The sequence below is a fragment of the Nocardiopsis sp. KDC1DS13DA1 genome, assembly GCF_055632325.1.
The window spans coordinates 37,083-60,003 of sequence record NZ_JBVMUY010000005.1 but is presented as its reverse complement, the minus strand read 5'-3'; the positions used below and the strand labels follow the sequence as shown (position 1 = coordinate 60,003).

Annotated in this window: 21 protein-coding genes and 1 pseudogene; 16 read left to right on the top strand and 6 right to left on the bottom strand. The window is 71.8% G+C overall.

Annotated features, from left to right (window positions below; all coding sequences use genetic code 11):
- The first annotated feature begins 141 nt into the window (after nt 1–141).
- The 5 genes from ACTVAJ_RS03975 (at nt 142) to ACTVAJ_RS03955 (ending at nt 3,942) form a co-directional block, all read left to right on the top strand.
- The gene (locus ACTVAJ_RS03975; RefSeq protein WP_470386657.1) at nt 142–1,686 is read left to right on the top strand and encodes a sodium-dependent transporter; all 1,545 of its coding nucleotides are present in this window, start codon (nt 142–144) and stop codon (nt 1,684–1,686) included.
- The gene (locus ACTVAJ_RS03970) at nt 1,686–1,802 is read left to right on the top strand and encodes a methionine/alanine import family NSS transporter small subunit (protein WP_470386656.1); all 117 of its coding nucleotides are present in this window, start codon (nt 1,686–1,688) and stop codon (nt 1,800–1,802) included. Before ACTVAJ_RS03975 ends, ACTVAJ_RS03970 begins: the two co-directional genes overlap by 1 nt.
- 57 nt (nt 1,803–1,859) lie before the next feature.
- Nucleotides 1,860–2,462 (top strand): histidine phosphatase family protein, encoded by a 603-nt coding sequence (locus ACTVAJ_RS03965; protein WP_470386655.1) that lies wholly within the window; start codon nt 1,860–1,862, stop codon nt 2,460–2,462.
- Nucleotides 2,463–2,546: 84 nt separating this feature from the next.
- Nucleotides 2,547–3,089, top strand: coding sequence for an MOSC domain-containing protein (locus ACTVAJ_RS03960; RefSeq protein ID WP_470386654.1), 543 nt, complete (start codon nt 2,547–2,549; stop codon nt 3,087–3,089).
- Nucleotides 3,090–3,180: 91 nt separating this feature from the next.
- A complete protein-coding gene (locus tag ACTVAJ_RS03955; RefSeq protein WP_470386653.1) occupies nt 3,181–3,942 on the top strand; it encodes an SDR family oxidoreductase in 762 nt (253 codons plus the stop codon).
- Here the strand turns inward: ACTVAJ_RS03955 and ACTVAJ_RS03950 are convergent, their stop codons facing one another.
- Complete coding sequence (locus ACTVAJ_RS03950) at nt 3,943–4,398, bottom strand: nuclear transport factor 2 family protein (protein ID WP_470386652.1); 456 nt, start codon at nt 4,396–4,398, stop codon at nt 3,943–3,945. It lies immediately after the preceding gene.
- 130 nt (nt 4,399–4,528) lie between these two features.
- Here ACTVAJ_RS03950 and ACTVAJ_RS03945 point away from each other — a divergent pair, with 130 nt between their 5' ends.
- From ACTVAJ_RS03945 to ACTVAJ_RS03930, 4 genes are all read left to right on the top strand, one after another.
- On the top strand, nt 4,529–5,485 hold the full coding sequence (locus ACTVAJ_RS03945; RefSeq protein ID WP_470386651.1) for a GlxA family transcriptional regulator: 957 nt from the start codon (nt 4,529–4,531) through the stop codon (nt 5,483–5,485).
- A 23-nt stretch (nt 5,486–5,508) separates the two neighbouring features.
- The gene (locus tag ACTVAJ_RS03940; protein ID WP_470386650.1) at nt 5,509–6,276 is read left to right on the top strand and encodes a Mut7-C RNAse domain-containing protein; all 768 of its coding nucleotides are present in this window, start codon (nt 5,509–5,511) and stop codon (nt 6,274–6,276) included.
- Nucleotides 6,277–6,305: 29 nt separating this feature from the next.
- The gene (locus tag ACTVAJ_RS03935; RefSeq protein ID WP_470386649.1) at nt 6,306–6,614 is read left to right on the top strand and encodes a Rossmann-fold NAD(P)-binding domain-containing protein; all 309 of its coding nucleotides are present in this window, start codon (nt 6,306–6,308) and stop codon (nt 6,612–6,614) included.
- A 115-nt stretch (nt 6,615–6,729) separates the two neighbouring features.
- Nucleotides 6,730–7,689, top strand: a complete 960-nt coding sequence (locus ACTVAJ_RS03930) for a LysR family transcriptional regulator (protein WP_470386648.1) — start codon at nt 6,730–6,732, stop codon at nt 7,687–7,689.
- Between the two features lie 13 nt (nt 7,690–7,702).
- Here the strand turns inward: ACTVAJ_RS03930 and ACTVAJ_RS03925 are convergent, their stop codons facing one another.
- Complete coding sequence (locus tag ACTVAJ_RS03925) at nt 7,703–8,053, bottom strand: helix-turn-helix transcriptional regulator (RefSeq protein WP_470386957.1); 351 nt, start codon at nt 8,051–8,053, stop codon at nt 7,703–7,705.
- A 111-nt stretch (nt 8,054–8,164) separates the two neighbouring features.
- Nucleotides 8,165–10,555: an ATP-binding cassette domain-containing protein gene (locus tag ACTVAJ_RS03920; protein WP_470386956.1), complete on the bottom strand. Its 2,391-nt coding sequence runs from the start codon at nt 10,553–10,555 to the stop codon at nt 8,165–8,167.
- Between the two features lie 244 nt (nt 10,556–10,799).
- Between ACTVAJ_RS03920 and ACTVAJ_RS03915 the strand changes: the two genes are divergently transcribed.
- From ACTVAJ_RS03915 to ACTVAJ_RS03905, 3 genes are all read left to right on the top strand, one after another.
- Nucleotides 10,800–11,762 carry an NAD(P)/FAD-dependent oxidoreductase gene (locus ACTVAJ_RS03915; protein ID WP_470386647.1) on the top strand — a complete coding sequence of 321 codons (963 nt, stop codon included), beginning with the start codon at nt 10,800–10,802 and terminating at the stop codon, nt 11,760–11,762.
- A 308-nt stretch (nt 11,763–12,070) separates the two neighbouring features.
- Nucleotides 12,071–13,717 (top strand): amidohydrolase, encoded by a 1,647-nt coding sequence (locus tag ACTVAJ_RS03910; protein ID WP_470386955.1) that lies wholly within the window; start codon nt 12,071–12,073, stop codon nt 13,715–13,717.
- Between the two features lie 77 nt (nt 13,718–13,794).
- Nucleotides 13,795–15,132 carry an MFS transporter gene (locus ACTVAJ_RS03905; protein ID WP_470386646.1) on the top strand — a complete coding sequence of 446 codons (1,338 nt, stop codon included), beginning with the start codon at nt 13,795–13,797 and terminating at the stop codon, nt 15,130–15,132.
- Nucleotides 15,133–15,199: 67 nt separating this feature from the next.
- Here ACTVAJ_RS03905 and ACTVAJ_RS03900 read toward each other — a convergent pair whose 3' ends face one another.
- Nucleotides 15,200–16,486, bottom strand: coding sequence for a M20 family metallo-hydrolase (locus ACTVAJ_RS03900; protein ID WP_470386645.1), 1,287 nt, complete (start codon nt 16,484–16,486; stop codon nt 15,200–15,202).
- A 265-nt stretch (nt 16,487–16,751) separates the two neighbouring features.
- Here ACTVAJ_RS03900 and ACTVAJ_RS03895 point away from each other — a divergent pair, with 265 nt between their 5' ends.
- Together ACTVAJ_RS03895 and ACTVAJ_RS03890 are read left to right on the top strand one after the other, a co-directional pair.
- Nucleotides 16,752–17,894 carry an RsbRD N-terminal domain-containing protein gene (locus ACTVAJ_RS03895; protein WP_470386644.1) on the top strand — a complete coding sequence of 381 codons (1,143 nt, stop codon included), beginning with the start codon at nt 16,752–16,754 and terminating at the stop codon, nt 17,892–17,894.
- 351 nt (nt 17,895–18,245) lie between these two features.
- Nucleotides 18,246–19,152 (top strand): annotated as a pseudogene (locus ACTVAJ_RS03890) (phosphotransferase).
- Nucleotides 19,153–19,365: 213 nt separating this feature from the next.
- Here ACTVAJ_RS03890 and ACTVAJ_RS03885 read toward each other — a convergent pair.
- The gene (locus tag ACTVAJ_RS03885) at nt 19,366–20,451 is read right to left on the bottom strand and encodes a DUF4037 domain-containing protein (protein ID WP_470386643.1); all 1,086 of its coding nucleotides are present in this window, start codon (nt 20,449–20,451) and stop codon (nt 19,366–19,368) included.
- A 797-nt stretch (nt 20,452–21,248) separates the two neighbouring features.
- Here ACTVAJ_RS03885 and ACTVAJ_RS03880 point away from each other — a divergent pair.
- The gene (locus tag ACTVAJ_RS03880) at nt 21,249–21,395 is read left to right on the top strand and encodes a hypothetical protein (protein ID WP_470386642.1); all 147 of its coding nucleotides are present in this window, start codon (nt 21,249–21,251) and stop codon (nt 21,393–21,395) included.
- Between the two features lie 317 nt (nt 21,396–21,712).
- Here ACTVAJ_RS03880 and ACTVAJ_RS03875 read toward each other — a convergent pair whose 3' ends face one another.
- Entirely contained in the window at nt 21,713–22,486 is a 774-nt protein-coding gene (locus ACTVAJ_RS03875) for an SDR family NAD(P)-dependent oxidoreductase (protein WP_470386641.1), read from the bottom strand.
- Nucleotides 22,487–22,540: 54 nt separating this feature from the next.
- On the opposite strand from ACTVAJ_RS03875, the gene ACTVAJ_RS03870 reads away from it, so the two are divergent.
- Nucleotides 22,541–22,906, top strand: a complete 366-nt coding sequence (locus ACTVAJ_RS03870) for an ArsR/SmtB family transcription factor (protein ID WP_470386640.1) — start codon at nt 22,541–22,543, stop codon at nt 22,904–22,906.
- Nucleotides 22,907–22,921: the final 15 nt, after the last annotated feature.

Here is a 22,921-nt window from a genome sequence, read left to right as displayed (position 1 = left end):
CCCCGGACGCTAGACAATCTCCGCCAAGCGACCCGACAGGGCATGACAACACGTCGCTCCGCACCCTTCGACAGTGCCCAACCGGCCAACTCCTGCTAGCGTGCGGATCGCGAACAACGTGATGATTTAGGAGACCTGAACATGGTCCAACAGACGCGCGAGCAGTGGGGGACGCGCGCGGGCTTCCTCATGGCGGCGATCGGATCCGCCATCGGCCTGGGCAACATCTGGCGATTCCCCTACATCGCCTACGAGAACGGTGGCGGCGCCTTCCTGGTGCCCTACCTCGTCGCCCTCCTCACAGCGGGCATCCCCCTGCTGATCCTCGAATACGCCATCGGACACCGGTACCGCTCCTCAGCGCCCCTGTCCTACCGGAGGCTCTTCCGCCCCGCCGAGGCGATCGGCTGGTGGCAGGTCGCGATCTGCTTCGTGATCGCCGTCTACTACGCCGTCATCATCGCCTGGGCGATCCGCTACACCGTCTTCTCCTTCGGGCAGCAGTGGGGCGATGACCCCAACGCCTTCTTCTTCGGCGAGTTCCTACAGGTCGGCGACACCCCCGGCATGGTCTCCGGCTACGTCTCCGGCGTGGCCTGGCCCCTCATCGGCGTCTGGGTCGTCGTCCTGGGCGTGCTGGCCCTGGGCATCCGCAACGGCGTGGAGAAGGCCAACCGGATCTTCATCCCCCTGCTGCTGGTCCTCTTCCTCGTCATGGTCGTCCAGGCCCTGACCCTCGACGGCGCCAGCCAGGGCCTCAACGCCCTGTTCACCCCCGACTGGGGGGCCATGCTCAACGGCAGCGTGTGGATCGCCGCCTACGGACAGATCTTCTTCTCCCTGTCCATCGGCTTCGGCATCATGGTCACCTACGCGTCCTACCTGCGCCGCAAGTCCGACCTGACCGGCTCCGCCCTCGTCGCGGGCTTCGCCAACAGCTCCTTCGAACTCCTGGCCGGCATCGGCGTCTTCGCCGCCCTGGGCTTCATGGCCACCAGCGCGGGCACCAGCGTCGACCAGGTCGCCACCTCCGGGCTGGGACTGGCCTTCGTCGCCTTCCCCCAGATCATCTCCAGCCTGCCCCTCGGCGCCGACCTCTTCGGCGTGCTGTTCTTCGGCTCCCTGGTCGTCGCCGGCATCAGCTCCCTGCTCAGCATCGTCCAGGTCATCGTCTCGGCCGTACACGAACGCACCGGCCTGGGCCGCGTCCCCACCGTCCTGACCGTCGGCGGCGCCACCGCCCTGGCCTCGATCCTGCTCTTCCCCACACACGAGGGACTGTTCTTCCTCGACGTGTTCGACCACTTCATCAACCAGTACGGCATCGCCCTGGCCGGTCTGGTCCTCATCGTCACCGTCGCCTGGATCGCCCGGAAGCTGCCGCTGTTCCAGGACCACGCCAACGCGGTGTCCTCCCTGCACCTGGGACTGTGGTGGCGCCTGACCCTGGGCGTGGTCACCCCCGTCCTGCTGGGCATCATGATGTGGGACAGCCTGCGCACCGAACTGACCGCCGCCTACGGCGACTACCCCGAGTCCTTCCTGCTCAGCGCGGGTTGGGGCGTGGCCATCGGCGCCATCGTCATCGGCGTGATCGTCTCGCTCGTGCCCTGGAGGCGGGCCGACGCACTCGCCGCCCAGGACGCGCGCGCCGACCAGACCCCCACCACGGAAGGGGACCAGTGATGTCCACCAGCGCCATCGTCATGATGGTCGTCTCCATCGTCCTGCTCTGGGGCGGCCTCGCCGCGGCCATCGTCAACCTGCGCCGCAACCCCGAGGAACCCGAACACCAGGAGTGAACGACCCACCCGGGGCGGCGGACACCCCGCCGCCCCGGCCCATTCCGAGGACCCCCCATGCCCGCAGCCCGCCACCTCTACCTGGCCCGCCACGCCAACGCCGACCCCGCCACGGGAGACCTCACCGAACAGGGACGACGCCAGGCGGCCCGACTCGGCCACCGCCTGAGCGCCCTCAGCCCCCGCTCCCTGCCCCGCGCCGCCCGGACCGCGGGCCTGATCGCCGACCACCTCCCCGGTGTCCACCCCCACCCCGCTCCCGAGGCCGGGGACTACGTACCGCACACCCCCACCCGCCAGGAACTACCCCCCGAACACGCCGACCGGATCCTGGACTTCGTCCACGCCCACCCGGCCGACGAACGCGACCCCGGCCCCGCGCTGGCCCGCCGCGCCCTGGCCCGTTTCACCGGCCCCGCCGACGGCGACCACGACGTCCACGACATCGTCATCACCCACGCCTACCTCGTCGGGTGGATCGTGTGCGCGGCCCTCGGCGCCCCGGCCTGGTCCTGGACCGGCCTCGCCCCCGCCAACGCGGCACTCACCGTCATCCGCTACGCCCCCGACCGCGCCCCCGCGCTCCTGGCCTACAACGACGTCTCCCACCTGGACGCCGACCTGCGCTGGACCGGCTTCCCGGCACGCCTGACCCCCTGACCCCGCGGCGACGAACACCCCGCCCCACGTGCCACCATGCGCCCGTGCCGAGCCCCGGCCACACCCCGAGCGTGAAGGGCCAACATGCACCCCACCGTCACCGCGGTCAGCGCCCACCCCACCCACACCTTCACCAAACCCACCCACACCAGCGTCCGCCTCCTGGCCGGACTCGGCGTCGAGGGCGACGCCCACCTGGGCGCCACGGTCCAGCACCGCTCCCGCGTCGCACGGGACCCCAGCCGACCCAACCTGCGCCAGGTCCACCTCATCCACGCCGAACTCCTCGACGAGGTCGCCGCCGCAGGGTTTCGCGTCCGGCCCGGCCAACTCGGCGAGAACATCACCACCCGCGGCCTGGACCCGCTCTCCCTGGCCACCGGAACCGTCCTGCACCTGGGCCCCGACGCCCGGGTCCGCGTCACCGGGCTGCGCAACCCCTGCACCCAGATCAACGACTTCGCCCCCGGCCTCCTCGCGCACATGGTCCGCCGCGAGGACGACGGCACCATCACCCGCCGAGCCGGAATCATGGGCACCGTCCTGACCAGCGGAACCGTCGAACCCGGCATGCACATCACCGTGCACCCGCCACAGGGGCCGCACATCCCGCTCCAACCCGTCTGACCCGCGCACCGACGACACCCCGGCACCACAACCCGGACCCGCCCCACCCCGGGTGCTAGCGTCGAAACCCGGCACGCGAGGAGGGGGACCCATGCGCACGATCCTCGTCACCGGCGCCACCGGAACCCTGGGCCGACCCGTCACCGCCCGGCTACGCCAGGCCGGACACCACGTGCGCGCGCTGAGCCGGCACCCCCACCCCGACGACCCCCGTCCCCACGCCGTCGACCTGCGCACCGGAACCGGACTCGACGACGCCGTCGAGGGCGCCGACACCGTCGTGCACTGCGCCGCCACCCCCACCGGCGGCGACCTGCGCGCCGCCACCCACCTCATCCGCGCCGCCCGCCGCGCCGGAGTCGCCCACCTCGTGCACATCTCCGTCGTCGGCTCCGACCGCATCCCCCTGGGCCACCACCGGGCCAAGTACACGGTCGAACGCGCCCTGGAGGCCTCCGGTCTGGGCTGGACCCTCCTGCGCACCACCCAGTTCCACGACCTGATCGTGCGGGTCCTCGCCGCGGCCGCCCGCCTGCCCCTGGTGCCCGTACCCGACGTCGACGTCCAACCCGTCGCCGTCGGCGAGGTCGCCGCCCGCCTGGCCCACCTGGCCGGGCACGACCCCGCCGGACGCGTCCCCGACATGGGCGGCCCCCGCGTGGAGTCGATGCCCGACCTGGCCCGCGCCTACCTCGACGCCACCGGCGACCACCACCGCGTCCTACCCGTGCGCCTGCCCGGAGCGGCCTACGCCGCCTACGCGGCCGGACACCACCTGACCCCCGCACGCGACGTCGGGCGCACCACCTTCGCCGACCACCTCGCCCAGCACCCGCCCCCGCCCCACCGCTGATCACGCCAGCGGGAACGGCCTCCCGTGCTCCCCGACCGGACGGGGACCGAAGATCCGCCGCTCGCCCTCAGCGATCTCCACGTCGTTGATGCTCGCCTCCCGGCGCCGCATCAACCCCTGCCCGTCGAACTCCCACAGCTCGTTGCCGTAACTGCGCCACCACCGGCCCCCGGCATCACGGCACTCGTACTGGAACCGCACCGCGATCCGGTCCGGTCCGAACGCCCACAGCTCCTTACGCAACGCGTAGTCGAGCTCACGCTTCCACTTGCGCCGCAGGAACGCCTCGATCCCGGCCCTGCCGGTGACGAACTCGCCCCGGTTGCGCCACACCGAATCCGGTGTGTACGCCAACGCCACCCCGGCCGCCTCACGCGTGTTCCACGCGTCCTCGGCGGCCTGCACCTTGACCCTGGCATCGGACTCGGTGAACGGCGGAACGGGCGGACGACTCATGGCCAACTCTCCTCATACTCGCAACCTCGCCAACGACACCGAGACTGCCCGCACCACCACTCCACGCACGATGTCCCAACCGACATCAAACCCACACATTCGGACACGACGGTGCGGTACCGTACCCCGCATGCCGCCACGCACCATCGCCGTCCTGGCCTACGACGGGGCACGCCTGCTGGACGTCACCGCACCCCTGGAGGTCCTCAGCACCGCCTCCGGGCTCGGCGCCCACTACCGCCCCGTCCTCTGCTCGCCCGACGGCCGACCCGTCACCACCGCCACCGGCACCCGCCTGGTCGCCGACACCGCGGCGACCGACATCGACACCCTCCACACCCTCATCGTCCCCGGATCCCCCACCCTGCCCCGCACCCCCACCCCCGACGGGCTCGCCACCGCCCTCCGCACCCTGGCCGACCGCGCCACCCGCGTCGCCTCGGTGTGCACCGGAGCCTTCGCCCTGGCCCGCGCCGGACTCCTCGACGGCCGCCGCGCCACCACCCACTGGCGCCACACCGCCCTCCTGGCCCGCGTCCACCCCCGCGTCCGCGTCGAACCCGACGCCCTCCACGTCCGCGACGGCCACATCCTCACCTCAGCCGGAGTCAGCGCGGGCATCGACCTGACCCTGTCCCTGGTCGAGGACGACCACGGCCCCCAACCCGCCCGCGACACCGCCCGCGACCTGGTCGTCTTCCTCCACCGCCCCGGCGGACAGTCCCAGTTCTCCGCACCCTCCCGCACCCCGCCCACCCGCGACAACCGGCTCCGCGCCGTCCTCGACGCGATCGCCGCCGACCCGGCCGCCCACCACTCCACCCCCGCCCTGGCCGCCCTGGCCAACGTCAGCACACGCCACCTCACCCGCCTCTTCCACGAACAGCTGGGCACCACTCCCGCCGCCCACGTGGAGACCCTCCGCCTGGAAGCCGCCCAAACCCTCCTCGAAACCGGAGAGAGCGTCACCACCGCCGCCCACCGCAGCGGACTGGGCAGCGACGAATCCCTGCGCCGCGCCTTCCTGCGCCACCTGGGCATCACCCCCTCCGCCTACCGCGCCCGCTTCCGCACCACCACCCCCTGACACCCCCGTGCCATCCTGAAGGCATGGAACAGGCCACCCTGACGCTGCGCATCGCGCCCGAACTCCGGTTCTTCCTCCCCCCGCGCCACCGGAACACCACCCCCCTGCGCACCGGCCACGACGGCACCTCCACCCTCGGCCACGTCCTGGAATCCCTGGGCATCCCCCGCACCGAGATCGGCCCCCTGTACGCCGACGGCCACCCCGTCGACGCCGCCCACCGCCCCGTCCCCACCCAGGTCATCGAGGTCACCCCCGTCCCCCGCCCCCAGCCGCTACCCCCCGGCTTCGACCCGCCCCGCTTCCTCCTCGACGTCCACCTGGGCACCCTCGCCCGCCGCCTGCGCCTTCTGGGACTGGACACCGACTACCACAACGACCGCGACGACCCCACCCTGGTCCGCCAGGCCAACGACCAACACCGCGTCCTGCTCACCCGCGACCGCAAACTCCTGTGCCGCAAGGCCCTGCGCGCGGGCGCCCACGTCCACCACGACCAACCCGACCGCCAGCTCACCGACGTCCTGGAACGCTTCGCCCCGCCACTGGCCCCCTGGACCCGCTGCCTGGAGTGCAACGGCCCGCTCTCCTGGGTCGACAAGGGCGAGGTCGCCCACACCCTGCCCGCCGGAACCCGCGCCACCTACGACACCTTCGCGCGCTGCGACACCTGCGCACACGTGTACTGGCCCGGCGCCCACCACGCACACCTCACCCGGATCATCCGCGACGCCGAGGCCACCCTCGCCGCCCACCAGCCCTCACACCGAACGCGTTCATGCGCAGAGTGAGCTCCCCGACCTCGGGATGGGGGAACCGCTTGGTCCCCACCCGCCTGCCACGCGCGTCGGCGATCTACTCAGCCACCAAGTACGCGGCCCCGGCCCCGACCGAGGGACTCCGCCAGGAGGCCGACCCGGCCATCCGGGTCACCGCCCCCTCCCCGGGAGTCGTCGCATCCGAACTCGCCGGCCACATCACGGACACCCACGCGGCCGAACTGATGGCCGGGTACCGGGCGGCGCACACCCCCGCCGACACCGTCGCCCGCGCCGTGGGCTACACCACCGACCGACCCGCCGACGCGGACGTCAACGAGATCATCATCCGCCCCACCGCTCAGCGCTGACCCGGCCAGCACACACCACGGCCGGTCCCGCACAACCGACCACGGCCCAGGACCGGCCCCACCCCCGGAACCGGAGGAACCCACCACCGCGCGCACCTTCGTAGACTCGACAACCATGAGGCACACCGACCGCGGCACCCCGGTCACACCACCCCTCCCGGCGCTACAGCCGGACCTCAACCTGCTGCGCACCTTCCTGGCCGTCTACCGGTCCGGCTCCTTCACCGCGGCCGCCTCACTCCTGGGCCTGTCCCAACCCACCGTCACCACCCAGATCCGCAACCTGGAACGCAGCACCGGCCAGGACCTCTTCGAACGCCTGCCGCGCGGAGTCACCCCCACCCCCCTGGCCCACGACCTGGCCGCCCGCGTGGCCACCCCCCTGGACGCGCTCACCGCCGCCACGGGCCACGACCCCGAACACCCCACCCCCAGCGCCCCCGTCCACCTGGCCGGACCCGCCGAGTACCTGTGCACGTGCGTCATGACCTCGCTGGCTCCGCTGGTCGCCGACGGCGTCCGCCTGCGCGTCACCACGGGCCTGACCGAACCCCTCCTCGACGAACTCCGCGCGGGCCGCTACGACCTGGTCATCTCCACCACCCGCCCCCGCGGCCGCGGCCTGCTCTCCGAACCCCTGGCCGACGAGGAGTTCGCCCTGGTCGCCGCACCCGGGTGGGCCCACCGCGTCAAGGACCGCCTGGCCGAGGAGGGCCCCACCGCCCTGCACGAGGTCCCCCTGGTCACCTACGCCGAGGACCTGCCCATCGTGCGCCGCTACTGGCGCCACGTGTTCGGCCGCCGCCTGGCCTGCCGCGCCTCCCTGACCGTGCCCGACCTGCGCGGCGTACTGGCCGCCGTGGTCGCCGGAGCGGGCTTCAGCGTCCTGCCCACCTACCTGTGCAGGGACGCGTTCGCCTCCGGGGCGCTCGTCCTGCTCCACGAGACCGACGACCCGCCCATCAACACCGCCTACCTGGCCCAACGACCAGGCACCCCCTACAACCCGCACGTCATCCGCGTCCGCGACCACCTCCTGCGGCCCGGACCGCACATGTGCGAACCCGGGACGTGACCCCGCCCCGGGCTCACCCCCGCAGCGGACGCGTGTGAATCCTGGCCACACACGCCGGGACGGCCGCCGCACCCTCCCCGTGGTCACGGGCCCGATAGGCGCTCGGACTCTCACCGACCAGCTCCGAGAACCGCGCGCTGAACGACCCCAGCGACGTACAGCCCACCGCGAAACACACCTCGGTCACCGTCAGGTCGCCGCGCCGCAACAACGCCTTGGCCCGCTCGATCCGCCGCGTCATCAGGTACTGGTAGGGCGTCTCACCGAAGGCCGCCCGAAAACTCCGGGAGAAATGGCCCGCCGACATCAACGCCCCACGCGCCAACGCCGGAACGTCCAACGGCTCGGCGTAGTCACGGTCCATCCGGTCACGGGCCCGCCGCAACCGGACCAGATCATCAACCCCCAGGCGTCCCACCCGGCCAGTATCCCACCCCGACGGCACACGGGCGGCCCACACCGGCCGGGCCCCGCCTCACCCGCCGACGTAGGCCGCCAGATGCTCACCGGTCACCGTGGAACGGGCGGCGACCAGATCGGCGGGCGTGCCCTCGAAGACGATCCGCCCACCGTCGTGCCCCGCCCCCGGGCCCAGATCGACGATCCAGTCGGCGTGCGCCATGACCGCCTGGTGGTGCTCCACCACGATCACCGACTTACCCGAGTCCACCAACTGGTCCAGCAGACCCAACAGGTGCCGCACATCGGCCAGGTGCAGACCCGCGGTCGGCTCGTCGAGAACGTAGACACCGCCCTTCTCGGACATGTGCACCGCCAGCTTCAACCGCTGCCGCTCCCCGCCCGACAACGTGGTCAGCGGCTGACCGAGCCGCAGATACCCCAACCCCACGTCCTCCAACCGCCGCAGGATCCGCACGGCCGCGGGCACCTTGGCCCCCTCACCGCCGAAGAACACGTGCGCCTGGGCGACCGACATCTCCAACACCTCACCGATGTCCCGGCCCCCCAGGCGGTACTCCAGCACCTGGGCCTGGAACCGCCTGCCCCCACACTCCTCACACGGCGACGCCACCCCCGCCATCATCGCCAGATCGGTGTAGATCACCCCGGCACCGTTGCACTCCGGGCAGGCCCCCTCGGAGTTGGCGCTGAACAGCCCCGGCTTCACCCCGTTGGCCTTGGCGAACGCCTTGCGCACCGGATCGAGCAACCCGGTGTAGGTCGCCGGGTTGCTGCGCCGCGAACCGCGGATCGCCCCCTGGTCCACCGACACCACCCCCGCACCGGCGGGAACCGAGCCGTGCACCAGCGAACTCTTCCCCGACCCGGCCACACCGGTGACGACCGTGAGCACCCCCAACGGCAGGTCGACGTCGACGTCACGCAGGTTGTGCGTGCTCGCACCGCGGACCTCCAACACACCGGTGGGCGTGCGCACCGACCCCTTCACCGACGCCCGGTCGTCCAGATGACGCCCGGTGACCGTACCGGCAGCCCGCAGCCCCTCCACCGAACCCTCGAAACACACGGTCCCGCCCTCGGTGCCGGCACCGGGCCCCAGATCCACGACATGGTCGGCGATCGCGATCGTCTCCGGCTTGTGCTCCACCACCAGCACCGTGTTGCCCTTGTCCCGCAACCGCAGCAGCAACCCGTTCATCCGCTCGATGTCATGGGGGTGCAGCCCCGTGGTGGGCTCGTCGAACACATAGGTGACGTCGGTGAGCGAGGAACCCAGATGACGGATCATCTTGACCCGCTGCGCCTCACCACCCGACAACGTGCCCGAGGGCCGCTCCAACGACAGATAACCCAACCCGATCTCCACGAACGAGTCCAGGGTCCGCAGCAACGCGCCCAACAGCGGCGCCGTCGAGGGCTCGTCCAACCCGCGCACCCACCCGGCCAGATCGCTGATCTGCATCGCGCACGCCTCCGCGATGTTGACCCCGCCGATCCGCGACGACCGGGCCGCCTCGTTGAGCCGGCTCCCCCCGCACTCCGGGCAGGCGGTGAAGGTCACCGCCCGGTCCACGAACGCCCGGATGTGCGGCTGCATCGCCTCCCGGTCCTTGGCCAGGAACGACTTGCGCACCTTCGGAATCAACCCCTCGTAGGTGAGGTTGACCCCCTCCACCTTCACCTTGGTCGGCTCCCGGTACAGGAAGTCGGCCATCTCCCGCTCGGTGTACTCCCGGATCGGCTTGTCCGGATCCAGGAAACCCGACTCGGCGTACAACCGCACCGTCCAGAAACTGTCCGACTTCCACCCGGGGATGGTGAACGCGCCCTGCGTGATCGACTTGGAGTCGTCGTAGAGCTGGGTCAGATCGACATCGGAGACCGACCCCCGCCCCTCGCAGTTCACACACATCCCACCCGCACGGCTGAAGGTCTGCTTCACCGTCTTGCGGTCACCGCGCTCGACCGTGATCGCACCGCTGGCCCGCACCGAGGCGACATTGAACGCGAACGCGCCCGGCGAACCGACATGGGGCGTCCCCAACCGGCTGAACAGGATCCGCAGCATCGCGTTGGCGTCGGTGACGGTACCGACCGTCGACCGGGGGTCGGCTCCCAACCTCTGCTGGTCGACGATGATCGCCGTCGTCAACCCGTCCAGGACGTCGACCTCGGGCCGGGCCAACGTCGGCATGAAACCCTGAACGAACGCACTGTAGGTCTCGTTGATCAACCGCTGCGACTCCGCGGCGACCGTCCCGAACACCAGCGAGCTCTTCCCCGACCCGGAGACACCGGTGAACACCGTCAACCGGCGCTTGGGGATCTCGACACTGACGTCCTTGAGATTGTTCTCGCACGCACCGTACACACGGATCAGATCGTGGCTGTCGGCGGTGTGCTGCTCGGACGCCCCCGCACCGGACCTCACGGCCATGTCCATCATGCCTCCGTCTCATGGGTGGGGACGCCCCGCGCACCGTGCGCACCACGGGCTCCCCGCGACAACGGGCCCCGGCGACGTCCGTGGAGACCACGCTATCGGCGCCCCCGGAACCGGGGCTTCTCGAATCCTGACCGGCACGACCACCACACCCGCGGGCACCGCACACACATCGTGCGGTTCCGGCAAAGAACTTTGCCGCCCGGCCGCCCCGGGAGGCAGATTGACCGCGGAGGTGGTCACGATGACACGACAGACCCACAACGACCAGTACGACGTGGTGATCGTCGGCGGAGGACCCGCCGGCCTGAACGCCGCACTCATGCTCGGCCGGGCCCGACGATCGGTACTGGTGGTCGACAACGACCAACCCCGCAACGCCCCGGCCACCCACGTACACGGCTTCCTCACCCGCGACGGCACCCCACCCGCCCACCTGCTGGCGACCGGACGCCGCGAGGTGGCCCGCTACGGCGTCCACACCACCACCGGCCTCGCCCAGTCGGCCGCCAAGGACGACGACAAGTTCACCGTCGCACTCGACACCGGCCGCACCGTCCGCGCCCGACGGCTCCTGGTCACCACCGGAATCACCGACGACCTGCCCGACATCCCCGGCCTGCGACCGCGCTGGGGACACGACGTGCTGCACTGCCCCTACTGCCACGGCTGGGAGGTCCGCGACCAACCCATCGGGGTCCTGGCCACCGGCCCCCACAGCGTGCACCAGGCCCTGCTGTTCCGCCAGTGGACCGACCAGCTCACCCTCCTGCTCCACACCAACCCCCACCCCACCCCCCAGGAGGCCGAACAACTGACCGCACGCCAGATCACCGTCGTGACCGGCCGGGTCACCGGCCTGGAAACCACCGACGACCACCTCACCGGAGTCCACCTGGACACCGGCGAGACGATCCCCCTGCGCGCACTGGCCCTCGCACCCCGCGCCGTCCCACGCGCACGACTCCTGACCGCACTCGGCCTGGAACCCGCCCCCCATCCCAGCGGAGCCCACATCGCCACCGACCCCACCGGCCTCACCCCGGTCCCGGGCGTGTGGGCCGCGGGCAACCTCACCAACCCCGCCGCGACCGTCCTGGTCTCGGCCGCCTCCGGCTCCACGGCCGCCGGAGCGATCAACGCCGACCTGGTCGCCGAGGACACCCGCACCGCCGTCCACGCCATGAAACAGGCACACCCGCACTAACCCGCCCCGGCCGCGCGACCGTGCGACCACCACCGGACACAACCCGTGGTGCACGGCCGCGCGGCCGACCGCTCCACCGCCGAGCCGCCCGCTCCGGTGATACGGCCGCCCCGAACCGCAGACCCGGACACAACCGGACCGCGAACCGGCCCCCGCGCCCCGGCACGGGCGGGCCCGTACGAGCCACCGGTTGTGCATGTGCCCAGTCCAGGGCACCCAATCCGCTGTGAATGGTCATTGAACGAGAGTTCGCGCGGACTGCACCCTTGGGAGAACCACCACACCACTCCCAGGAAAGCCGCTTGAGCATGCTCGACGTCAAACTGACCAACGCCCGTGTGCGCACGGTCGACGACACCCGGCCGCACGCCACCGTCGTGGGTGTGCTCGACGGCCGCGTACTGGGACTCGACGAACACGTCGCCGCACTGCCCGCGCGCACCGTCGTGGACTGCGAGGGCGCCACCGTCGTGCCCGGGTTCGGCGACGCCCACAACCACATGGCGTGGTTCGGCCAGTCACTGGGCGAGCTCCCCCTCCAGGAGGCCACGACCCTGGACGGGCTCTACGACGCGGTGGCCCGCGCGGCACGCACCCTGCCCGAGGGAGCCTGGATCGTCGGATCGGGCTACGACGACACGGCGCTGGGCGCCCACCCCGCCCGGCAGGGCCTGGACCGGGCCGGAGGCGGACGACCAGTCTGGCTCAAGCACCGCTCCGGGCACATGTGCACCGTCAGTTCGTCGGTTCTGGAACGCATCGGCGCCCAGGAGACGGACGACCCCGAAGGCGGGGTGATCGTACGCGACCACGCGGGCCAGCCCACAGGACTGCTCCAGGAACGGGCCCAGGAACTGGTCACCGCACTGGTGATGCCCTATCCGGTCACCGAACTGACCGCCGCGGTCGAGCGCGCCTCCCGGGTGTACGCGGCCGAGGGGCTGACCCATGTGGTCGAGGCGGGCATCGGACGCGGACTGATCGGACGCAGCCCGGTGGAGGCCGCCGCCTACCAACGCGCGCGTGAGCGCGGCGGACTCCTGACCAGGGTGGAGCTGATGGTGGCCGCCGACAACATGCGGCGCCTGGACGCCCACGCCGACGACGGCATCCACACCGGGATCGACCTGGGCCTGCGCACCGGCTTCGGCGACGACCGGCTGCGCCTGGGCCCGATGAAGATCTGGTTGGACGGTTCGCTGATCGGCCGCACGGCGGCGGTGACCGAACCCCTGTGCGGCCACGGCCACGGGGTGTACCAGAACCCGCCCGAGCAGATGCGCGCACTGGTCGTGGCCGCCCACCGCGCCGGATGGCGGGTGGCCGCGCACGCCATCGGCGACGACGCCGTGGACCTGGCACTGGACGCCCTGGAGGAGGCGCAGTCCCACGCGCCGCGACCGGACATGCGCCACCGGATCGAGCACGCCGGAGTGGTGCGCCCCGACCAGCTGGAGCGCTTCGCCCGCCTGGGCGTGGTCCCCGTCCCCCAGCCCCGGTTCCTCCACACCATGGGCGACGCGATGGCGGCCTCCCTGGGCGAGCGGAGGGTGCCCTGGCTGTACCGGCACCGATCCTTCCTGGACCACGGAATCCGGGTACCGGGAAGTTCGGACCGGCCGGTCGCACCGGGCGCACCGCTGCTGGGAATGGAGTCGATGGTGCGGCGGGCCACCAGCAGTGGAGCCGTGCTGGCCGCCGACGAACGCGTCACCGCCGAGCAGGCGCTGCGCGCCTACACCATCGACGCCGCCTGGGCCAGCCATGACGAGCACCGCCGCGGCAGCCTGACCCCCGGCAAACTGGCCGACCTGGTCATCCTGGACCGCGACCCGGTCACATGCGCCGCGCACGACATCGGCTCGGTACGCGTCCTGGCCACCCTGGTCGGCGGCGCGTGCACCCACGACGCCGGAGTACTGAACGGACTGCGGCCCCTGACCGCCGACGCCTGACGGTTCCCCACGACCGTCACCCCTGAAGACCCCGCGCCGGTGGTGGCGCGCAGACCGGATAGGAGAACCTGATCATCATGAGTGACCTCGGCAGTGAGGCCACCGGGAGGAGTCCCTCCCCGAGCGGTCCCAAGGTGAGCGACCGGGAGGCGGGACGGATCGCGTTCGCGGCCTTCGTGGGCACGGCCCTGGAGTGGTACGACTACTTCCTCTTCGGCACGGCCGCGGCACTGGTGTTCAACCGCCTGTACTTCACCACGTTGAACCCGACGGCCGCCACCCTGGCGGCGTTCGCGACCTTCGGCGTCGGGTTCGTGGCCCGGCCCGTGGGCGCGGTGCTGTTCGGGTGGATGGGGGACCGCATCGGTCGCCGACCGGCTCTGCTGACCACGGTGGTGGGGATCGGAGTGGCGACCGGGTTGATCGGTGTGCTGCCCGACTTCGCGTCCATCGGTGTGGCCGCACCCCTGCTGCTGGCCCTGCTGCGACTCCTCCAGGGCATCGCCGTGGGCGGTGAGTGGGGCGGCGCGGTCACCATCGCCGTCGAGCACGCCCCACCGGACAAGCGCGGACGGTACGCGGCCCTACCGCAGATCGGTTCGCCCGTGGGCACGCTGTTGTCCTCGGGAGCCTTCGCCCTGGTACTCATGCTGCCCGCCGAGCAGTTCGACTCCTGGGGTTGGCGCCTGCCGTTCCTGGCGGCGTTCCCGCTGCTGGTGATCGCGGTCTACATCCGCCGCAAGGTGGAGGAGTCGCCGATCTTCGAGGAGATGGAGAAGCAGGAGGCGCGCTCCAAGGTTCCGGCGCTGGACGTGTTCCGCCGCGCGTGGGGCCGGTTGCTGGTCGCGATCGGATCGGCCCTGCTCGGCGTGGGCGGGTTCTACGTGATGACAACGTTCGCGATCAGCTACGGCACCGACACCCTGGGGCTCTCCCGGGGACTGATGGTCAACGCCACGCTCTTGGCCGCCCTGGCCCAGATCGGCGTGATCCTGTACTTCGGGCGGCTGGCGGAACGCCTGGGCCCGGGCCGGGTGACGATGTGGGGCGGTCTGGCCACGGCCGCGCTGGCCTTCCCCGTCTTCTGGCTGATCGACACCGCCTCCCCGGTGCTGGTGGTACTGGCGGTGGCCGCGGGTGTGGCGTCGCTGTCGGTGTCCTACGCCGTCTCGGGTGCGCTGCTGACCGAACTGTTCCCGGCCAAGCTGCGCTACAGCGGTGTGGCGCTGGCCTACAACATCGCCGGCGCGCTCAGCGGGTTCCTGCCGTTCGCGGCCACGGCGATGCTGGGCGGCACCGGCGGCGGTTCCTGGGTGGCGTCGGTACTGCTGGCGGGTGTGGCCCTGGTGACGGCCCTGGGTGGTTTCCTGGGTGAGCGGCTGCGGGTGCGCGACGAGGTCGTGGTGACGCGCTGAGCCCCGAGCCGGCCCGCGTGTGGAAGGGGCCCGGTCGGCAGACTGCCGACCGGGCCCCTCCCACACGTCAGCGCCGCGCGGGATCGTAGAGACCGGCCCGGGGCAGTTCGCCGACGCCGAGGCGGCCAACGACCTCGGTGAGCATCGCCAGACCGGCGAGCATGTCGGCGTCCTCGGTGTACTCGCCCTCGTTGTGGGAGACGCCCCCGACGGAGGGGACGAAGAGCATGACCGTGGGCACGCGCTCCTTCATGTTGATGGAGTCGTGCCCGGCCACCGTCATCACGGTGCCGTGGGACAGGCCCAGGTCGCGTGCGGCCGAACGGGCCAGGTCCACCCCCTCGGGCTGGTACGGGTCGATGGCCCACGCGTGGGAGAGACCCACCTCGACCCGCACCCGCGCGCTGTCCTGGACACGCTCGACGTGCTCGCGCAGCAGCCGGTCTGCCTCGGCGAGCACCTGCTCGTCGTGGGAGCGCAGGTCCAACAGAAGCTCGACGCGCGAGGGCACCACGACCGGCGAGTTGGGGTAGACGTCGAGCTGGCCGACGGCGGTGTGCAGGACCCCGGGGAAACGGTCGGCCAGTTCACGGGCGGCGACCACGAGCATCGAGGCACCCAGGAGGGCGTCACGGCGATCGGCCATCACGGTGGCACCCGAGTGGGCCTGCTCACCGTGCACCACGACCCGGTACTTGCGGGCCGCCCAGCACGCCTCGACAAGACCGATCGTGGTGTCGGACTCCTCCAGGACCCGACCCTGCTCGATATGGATCTCCGCGCAGAACGCGGCGACCGGGCCGTCCCCCTCGCCCACGTGCCCGGTGGGGGCCAGGGCCTGGGCCACGGTGACGCCGTCGCGGTCGCGAACGGCCAGCGCGGTGTCCAGATCGAGTCTGCCGGTGTAGACGGCGCTGCCCATCATGGAGGGGGTGAAACGCGACCCCTCCTCGTTGAACCAGTTGACGACCGCGAGGTTGTAGGCGGGTTCGACACCCCGGGCGGTGTCGGCCCGGGCCGCACGCACCACGGCGTGGGCCGCGGTCAGGACACCGTAGGCACCGTCGAAGCGCCCGGCCGTGGGCTGGGAGTCCATATGGGAGCCGACGATGACGTAGGGCGCGCCGGGACGGCGTTCGAGCAGGCCGAACTGGTTGCCGATGCGGTCGTAGACCACGCGCATCCCGTGCTCCTCCAGCAGGGCGTGGAGCCAGCGGCGCTGGGCCGTGTCGGGTTCGGTGGCCGCCTGGCGGTCGACCCCGCCCGAGGGGGTCGCGCCGAAGCCGCTCATGGTGTGGAAGTCCGCCAGGAAACGGGCGTCGTCATCGGGGCGTCCTTGCTCCGGGGCGCTCATGGGAGTGTTCCTTTCCTCCGCGAGGGGTGGTTGTCGGGGCCGTTCCCATCCTCGGTGCGCACCCGGGACCGCTCAATCGACATCCACACAAGATTTGCCCGGGGCGGTGTGCACATGACCAGAACCGCCCGGCGCGATCCGCGGAAGCTGCGCGAACAGTGCAGGTGAACGCCCGGGTACACGCGTCGGGGTCGGACGTGGCACCATCGTTCCTGGTGTTTTGCCCAATCACCGTGGTGGGCGACCGACCCCGGGAGGGAGGGCCATGAACGGATCGCCGCACGAGTGGTCGGCCGCGGACGGCGCGCGTTCCTGGACCCGGATGGTGGAACTGCTGGACCCGGACGAGTTGGTGGAGGACTTCCTGCAGCGGCTGGCGGCGCTGGGCCGCTACGACGACGGCCTGGTACCGACCGAGGACCTGCGCCAGGCGGGCATGGACAGCTTCGAACTGCTCACCCGCAGGATCGCCGGACTGGAACCCCCGGCGCGCCTGCGCGACCTGGCGACCCGGCTCGGTCGGCGCAGGGCGCGCCAGGGCGTGCAGCGCGAGGACCTGCTGGAGGCCGTCCGCCTCGACTTCAAGGTGCTGTGGGCGGGGTTGGTGCGGGCCAGCGGTGACGACTCCGCGCGCGTACTGGTACCGCACGTGGAGGACATCCTGGAGGCCGTGGAGCAGTTCATCAGCGACGTACAGGCCGCCTTCCTGGAGGAACGGGCGGTGCTGGAACGCGACTCGCGTGCCGCGGCCGCCCAGGCCTTCGCGCGCCTGCTGGGCGCGGGCGAACGGGTCACGGAGGTCGCGGGCAGGGTCGCGCCCGTGCTGGGACTGCCCGAACACGGGGTGTTCGACGTGGCCTTCCTGGTCCTGCCCCCGCACCAGGCAGAGCGCGCACAGACGTGGAACCCCTCCCGCAACGGGTTCTTGACCTGGGAGTACGACGACGGGGTGGCCCTGGTGAGCGAGCCGGGACGGTCCCACTGGCCCTCACTTCCCCAGAGCGCGGCAGGCGGGATCGTCGAGGGGGTCCGCGGGCTGGCGGAGGTCCCCGCGGCCATCGGGGCCGCCCGCGCACTGGCCGGCTACGCCCGCCCCGGCAAGGGCCTGGTCCGTGACGAGCAGGTGTGGTTGCGTCTGGCACGCGACCGGGTGGTACAGGTACTTCCCGGATTCGGCCGTGAGCGCGCCGAGCGCCTGGAACGGTTGGACGAGGAGGCGCGCGGTCGGCTGCTGGAGACGCTGGCGCACTACACGGCGACGGGGTCGGTGAAGGCGGCCGCCGCGTCGCTGTACTGCCACCGGAACACGGTGGTGAACCGGCTCCAGGCGTTTCGTGAGGCCACGGGGTTGGATCTGACGGTGCCCGTGGAGGCGGCCCAGGCCCTGGTGCTCTTCTCCGATCGTTAGCGCTCCAGCACCGGGGGCACGCGCCCGACAGCCGTGCGCACACTCCCCGCAGTCCGCGCCGGCCCACCGGTCATCGGGCCCGGCCTCGGGCCCCGCACCGCGCCGAGGGGAAGGCGGACTCAGCGGCTGGCACGGACCGGGCCGCGCCCCGATGTCGCAACGGGGGCGGCCCCGGTCGCGCTCATGCCTCGCTCATGTCGTCGGGGAAGTCCTCCGGGCTGTCTCCGGGGCCGTGCCGTCACCGCCTGGTTCGCGCATTGGGCTGATCCGAGCCGCCGAAGAGGTTGACCACGATCGCCACCGCCCGGCCGGACGGCGTTGCCGTGGTCGAACCCCGTATGGTTGCTCCGTATGACCCAGATCACCGTGGGTCTCATCCGCGAACTGCTGCGAGACCAGCATCCGGACCTGGCCGAGCTGCCCCTCCATGAGGTGGAGGGCGGCTGGGGCAACCAGATGTGGCGCCTCGGGGACGAGCTGGCCGTGCGGATCCAGCGCATGGACACCGACCCCGACCACCAACTCAAGGAACGCCGGTGGCTGCCGCTGCTCGCCCCACGCCTGCCGCTGCCCGTGCCCGTGCGGAGTGGTGCGCCCTCCGAGCGTTTCCCCAAGATGTGGACGGTCATGACGTGGGTGCGGGGCCTGCCGCTGGACCACGGGGCGATCACCCGGAGCGAGCAACGCGACCGACACCCTGGCGGCGTTCCTCCGGGCGTTGCATGTGCCAGCGCCCGCCGACGCACCGGTGGATACCGGCCGCGGCGCACACCCCGAGGACCACACCGACGGCTTCGACCGGTTCTTCGACTCCGTCGACCCTGACGCGATCGGCTCCGACGCCGCCGACGTCCGGGCTGTCTGGGACGAAGCCGTCGCGGCCCCCGCGTGGGAGGGTCCGCCGGTGTGGGTGCACGGCGACCTGCATCCCGCGAACGTCGTCGTCACAGACGGGACGTTGGCGGGCGTCGTCGACTTCGGCGACCTGTTCGTCGGAGACCCGGCCTCGGACCTGGCGGCCGCCTGGGTACTGCTGCCGGCGGGCGCGGCCGCACGCTTCTTCGCCGCGTACGCCGAGGCCGACGAGGCAACGGTTCGGCGCGCCCGCGGGCTGGCCGCACTGAAGAGCCTCTTCCTGATGCTGATGGGCCAGAACGGGGACCGCGGCCTGCCCGGAGGCAAGCCGGAGTGGGGTCCTGCCGGACGGGCGGCGCTCGACCGGGTCCTGCGCGAGCCTTTGACCCGATTCCACGCCTAGACCGGCGGCGTACGTCGACTGTTGGCCCGCGGGCAGGATCGGTCCGGGGTTTGGCGGTGGCGCTGTCCGTGACTCACGTGACCGAGTGCGCACCCATGCGGGTGTCCGTCCAGCGTTCGTTCTCCGAACGGGAGTGTTCCTGCGCTTCCGGGGCCGCGGCAGCGGCAGCGGAAGCGCAGGAATGGTCCGTGCCGCCGACCACGGCGCCTGGGTTCAGGGGCGGGGCGGCTGTGCGAGTGCGGTGAGTGCGCTCGCCCGGGCCAGAGGCGGCCGGGTGAGGACATCGGTGTTGTCGACGTACTGGTCGACGGCGCCGGACGCGGGGAGCGCCCGCAGCTCGGGGTCGGCGATCCGGGACCGCAGTGCCGCAGCGAGGCGGTCGGCACCCAGGACACGGAACGGGCGGTCGTGGAAGAGGTGTGTGGTGGGGTCGACGGGGTCGGTGAGGCCGAGCCGGTTGTGCGCCCGCGCCGCGTGCTCGTAGGCGCGGCAGAGGTGGTGTTCGCGTGTGCGCCAGTCGGGGGCGCTGAGGGCGGCGCTCAGGTGCGGGGTGAGCTCCGCCGCCCCGGGGGCGCGGGCGAAGGCGCTGCCGAGCCATGTGGAGTAGGGCGGGTAGCGCCGGTTCATGAGCAGGTTCAGACGCATGAGGTCGCGAACCAGGCGGGCGGTGACCACGGCTGAGCCGAGGTCGTCGCCGACCTCGCCGCAGCGGCCGACGAAGGCCTCCTCCTGTGCCAGGCGCCGCCACTGGCAGGCGAGGACGTGCAGCCACAGGTCGCGGGGGTACCAGCGGAGCCGGTGCCGTGCGGGGGCGAGGCGGTGCAGGCCGTCGTGGAAGACGGCGCCCTCGGTGGCCTGGGCCAGGAGTTGGGTGGGGGTGGCCAGCCAGTCCGCGGGGGTGAGGCCGACCGTGGGGTCGAAGCCCAGGTGCGCGGTGAACCAGGCGGCGGGGTCGGTGACCTCCACCTGGTGGCGGGCCCCGGTCGCTGCGTCCTCTCCGGTGAGGGCGAAGCGTGTGGGGTGGCCGAGGAAGTCCTCGGCCAGGTGCTCGGCGAGGTGGCGGTGGATCCGCGGCCCGTGGCGGCGGGCGTCGCGGGGGGTCAGGAAGATCTGCAGGCGTGGCCCCCAGTCGTGGTCGCGGGAGCGGGGGGTGTCGAGCCCGAGCACTTCGGAGCCGGGGCCCAGGAGGGCCGCGGAGTGGGGTGTTCCGGGTGCCACCTCCTCCAGCAGGGGGCGGACCGCCTCGTGGTAGAAGCGGCGGGCCAGTTCCAGGCCGGGGAGAAACGCGGATGTGCTCATGCGGTCCACGGTGGCGTACGCGCCGGAACCACCGCCCCGGGGAACGGTGCACCGGAACGGGTCGGGGGCGATGCGGGCCCGCGTCGCCGGAGGCCGGGCGCATGGCGCCTCGCGGGCCTTCGTGGTCCGGACTCCGTGATCTCGGCATGCTCTCCTTTTCGTTTCGTTGGAAACGTTACTTATTAAACGTAACAAGTTTTCGCACAACGAAACCACGCTCAGGAGGGCACCGATTCTGACCCCCGATAAGTGAACCTTCTCGGGGGTCAGCGGTCTGAGGGTGCCCCGCACCCCTCCGTGCGCACACAGACCGGCGCCAACGTTATTGACGCACCGCCTCCGACCCGCGAAAACGCGGCGGATACAGCAAGCACTGAACTATCAGAGGGTGTCCGGAGCGACACCGGCCCACCGTGTCGATCTCGGATCCCCATGGCGCAGGTCACACAGGCGGGCCTGTCGCAGGGACTCGGCCGTCCCCGCCGACGACGGGCCGCGCGGGCGCCTGGGCGCGTCCATGGGCGATCAGCCCGCCGACGCCCCGCCCAGGCGGGTGCTCTTCGGCACGGTTTGGGGGCGAGGGGGATCGCCACAGGATGTGGCGGTAGAACCATGATCCGAGCGGCGGTTCGATGGCAGCGCCGTTTTGTCCGATGCGCGGGCCCCGCACTCTGGGCCACGGCTCACGGGCACCTCTCCGACGAACTGTCGGTGAGCGACCTGGAACGCTGCTTCGGGCTGACCCCCGAAGCCCTCTGTCCGACCACGGGGGAACGCACCCCTGCCCATCGCCCGGGGTGAAGCGGTGGGCAGGCACCGGGGCGGCACGGGTGGCGGTGTTCTCCTGGACCGGCCGCCACGACACCCGGCGGCGTTGGGCGCACGGCCGGCTCAGCCCGCTCGTCTACGAGCAGCGGGCGGTCAGCCCGGGACTCGCTGCCTGATGCGAAGGTGTCCACACTGCGGGGGAATCCCCCTGACGCTTCCTGGACCGCCCGTGCGTCGGGAAAGGAGGCACCGGCCATCTGTCCAGGGGAGGACGTCGCGGAGAAACTGATCACCGGCGCGCACACGGTGGTCGAACTCCCACGGGTGAGGACGCGGTCCGGTCGCATCAGGTGCCAAACTCCTTCAGCCGATGCGACCGGCCTGCCGTGGGACGGTGGTCCCCCGGTCTGTGATCAGCCGCGGTGGGCCCAACGCTGGGCGTTGGGCCCACCGCGGAAACCACCGTGCCCCTACCCCTGGGGCGGTCCCGGGGTCAGGTGAGTTCGAGGCCGCCGTCGATGGTGAGGACCTGCCCGGTGAGCCAGGTCGTGCCCGGGTCGGCGAGCCGCAGCACCCACTGGGCGACCTCGTCGGGTTCACCGCGGCGGCCCAGCGGGATCTGCGCGGCCTCGGCCTCCTTGACCCGGGCCGCGTCGGCCTCGGTGAGCCCCGCCGCCGACAGAGCCTCGCTTTCGGTGGGGCCCGGTGCCAGGGCGTTGACCCGCACCCCCTCGGGGGCCAGTTCCAGTGCCCAACAGCGCGTCAACTGCTCGAGGGCGGCCTTGGAGGCCGCGTAGTGGGCGGCGCCGGGCAGCGGTCGGTGGCCGTAGGTGCTGGAGACGTTGACGATCGTTCCCCTGCGGTCGCGCAGGTGTGGCAGGGCCGCCGCGGCCAGAAGGCTGGGGGCGGTGACATTGAGCGCGAACAGCGCGGCGATGCGGTCCGCATCGGTTTGGGCCAGCGGCATCATCGAGGTGGCTCCGGCGTTGTTGACGAGCACGTCGATGCGGCCCCACTGCTGCGTCGCCGCCTGGACCACCCGGGCGGGGGCGTCGGGGGCGCGCAGGTCAGCGGGGTGAGTGGCGATACCGGGGTGGTGGGCGGCGGTGGCCTGGAGCGCCTCCTGGCGCCGACCCACCCCCAGGACGCGGGCTCCGGCTCGGGCCAGGGCGATCGCGGTGGCGCGGCCGATGCCCGATCCGGCGCCGGTGACGATGGCGACCCGGCCGTTGAGGTCGGTGTGCTGGTGGTGTTGCGGCTCGGTCAAGCCGTCTCCTTTGTTCGTTGTTCGTCGAACATCGAACAAGCTAGCATGGGGAGTATGAGACACGCACACCACCCGGCGACCGAGGAACTGTCGTTGCCCGAGGTGATGGCGGCGCTCAGCGACCCGTTGCGTATCGGGCTCGTGCGGGTGCTCGCCGACGGCGCCGAACGCGGGTGGGGAGAGTTGCGGGTGCCCGTGGCCAAGTCGACGCTCAGCCACCACCTGCGGGTCCTGCGCGATGCGGGGGTGACCCGCACCCGCCAGGAGGGCATACGCTGCTTCGTCATGCTGCGCCGCCAGGACCTGGACGAGCGCTTCCCCGGGCTGGTCGGGGCTCTGTTGGGGGCTGCCGGCGCCGAGGACGTGGGCGGTGACGTCCACCTGGGGGGCGAGGAGGATCCCGGAAGAAACTCCCGTTAGCGGCCTGACCCCACA

Excerpts from the sequence above, each read along its gene's own strand:
- ACTVAJ_RS03940 (WP_470386650.1), top strand. The coding sequence starts at position 5,509 with ATGGAACAGGCCACCCTGACGCTGCGCATCGCGCCCGAACTCCGGTTC.
- ACTVAJ_RS03975 (WP_470386657.1), top strand. The coding sequence starts at position 142 with ATGGTCCAACAGACGCGCGAGCAGTGGGGGACGCGCGCGGGCTTCCTC.
- ACTVAJ_RS03915 (WP_470386647.1), top strand. The coding sequence starts at position 10,800 with ATGACACGACAGACCCACAACGACCAGTACGACGTGGTGATCGTCGGC.
- ACTVAJ_RS03945 (WP_470386651.1), top strand. The coding sequence starts at position 4,529 with ATGCCGCCACGCACCATCGCCGTCCTGGCCTACGACGGGGCACGCCTG.
- ACTVAJ_RS03910 (WP_470386955.1), top strand. The coding sequence starts at position 12,071 with ATGCTCGACGTCAAACTGACCAACGCCCGTGTGCGCACGGTCGACGAC.
- ACTVAJ_RS03900 (WP_470386645.1), bottom strand. The coding sequence starts at position 16,486 with ATGAGCGCCCCGGAGCAAGGACGCCCCGATGACGACGCCCGTTTCCTG.
- ACTVAJ_RS03925 (WP_470386957.1), bottom strand. The coding sequence starts at position 8,053 with ATGGACCGTGACTACGCCGAGCCGTTGGACGTTCCGGCGTTGGCGCGT.
- ACTVAJ_RS03960 (WP_470386654.1), top strand. The coding sequence starts at position 2,547 with ATGCACCCCACCGTCACCGCGGTCAGCGCCCACCCCACCCACACCTTC.
- ACTVAJ_RS03895 (WP_470386644.1), top strand. The coding sequence starts at position 16,752 with ATGAACGGATCGCCGCACGAGTGGTCGGCCGCGGACGGCGCGCGTTCC.
- ACTVAJ_RS03905 (WP_470386646.1), top strand. The coding sequence starts at position 13,795 with ATGAGTGACCTCGGCAGTGAGGCCACCGGGAGGAGTCCCTCCCCGAGC.
- ACTVAJ_RS03930 (WP_470386648.1), top strand. The coding sequence starts at position 6,730 with ATGAGGCACACCGACCGCGGCACCCCGGTCACACCACCCCTCCCGGCG.
- ACTVAJ_RS03920 (WP_470386956.1), bottom strand. The coding sequence starts at position 10,555 with ATGGACATGGCCGTGAGGTCCGGTGCGGGGGCGTCCGAGCAGCACACC.
- ACTVAJ_RS03955 (WP_470386653.1), top strand. The coding sequence starts at position 3,181 with ATGCGCACGATCCTCGTCACCGGCGCCACCGGAACCCTGGGCCGACCC.
- ACTVAJ_RS03950 (WP_470386652.1), bottom strand. The coding sequence starts at position 4,398 with ATGAGTCGTCCGCCCGTTCCGCCGTTCACCGAGTCCGATGCCAGGGTC.
- ACTVAJ_RS03885 (WP_470386643.1), bottom strand. The coding sequence starts at position 20,451 with ATGAGCACATCCGCGTTTCTCCCCGGCCTGGAACTGGCCCGCCGCTTC.
- ACTVAJ_RS03870 (WP_470386640.1), top strand. The coding sequence starts at position 22,541 with ATGAGACACGCACACCACCCGGCGACCGAGGAACTGTCGTTGCCCGAG.
- ACTVAJ_RS03970 (WP_470386656.1), top strand. The coding sequence starts at position 1,686 with ATGTCCACCAGCGCCATCGTCATGATGGTCGTCTCCATCGTCCTGCTC.
- ACTVAJ_RS03965 (WP_470386655.1), top strand. The coding sequence starts at position 1,860 with ATGCCCGCAGCCCGCCACCTCTACCTGGCCCGCCACGCCAACGCCGAC.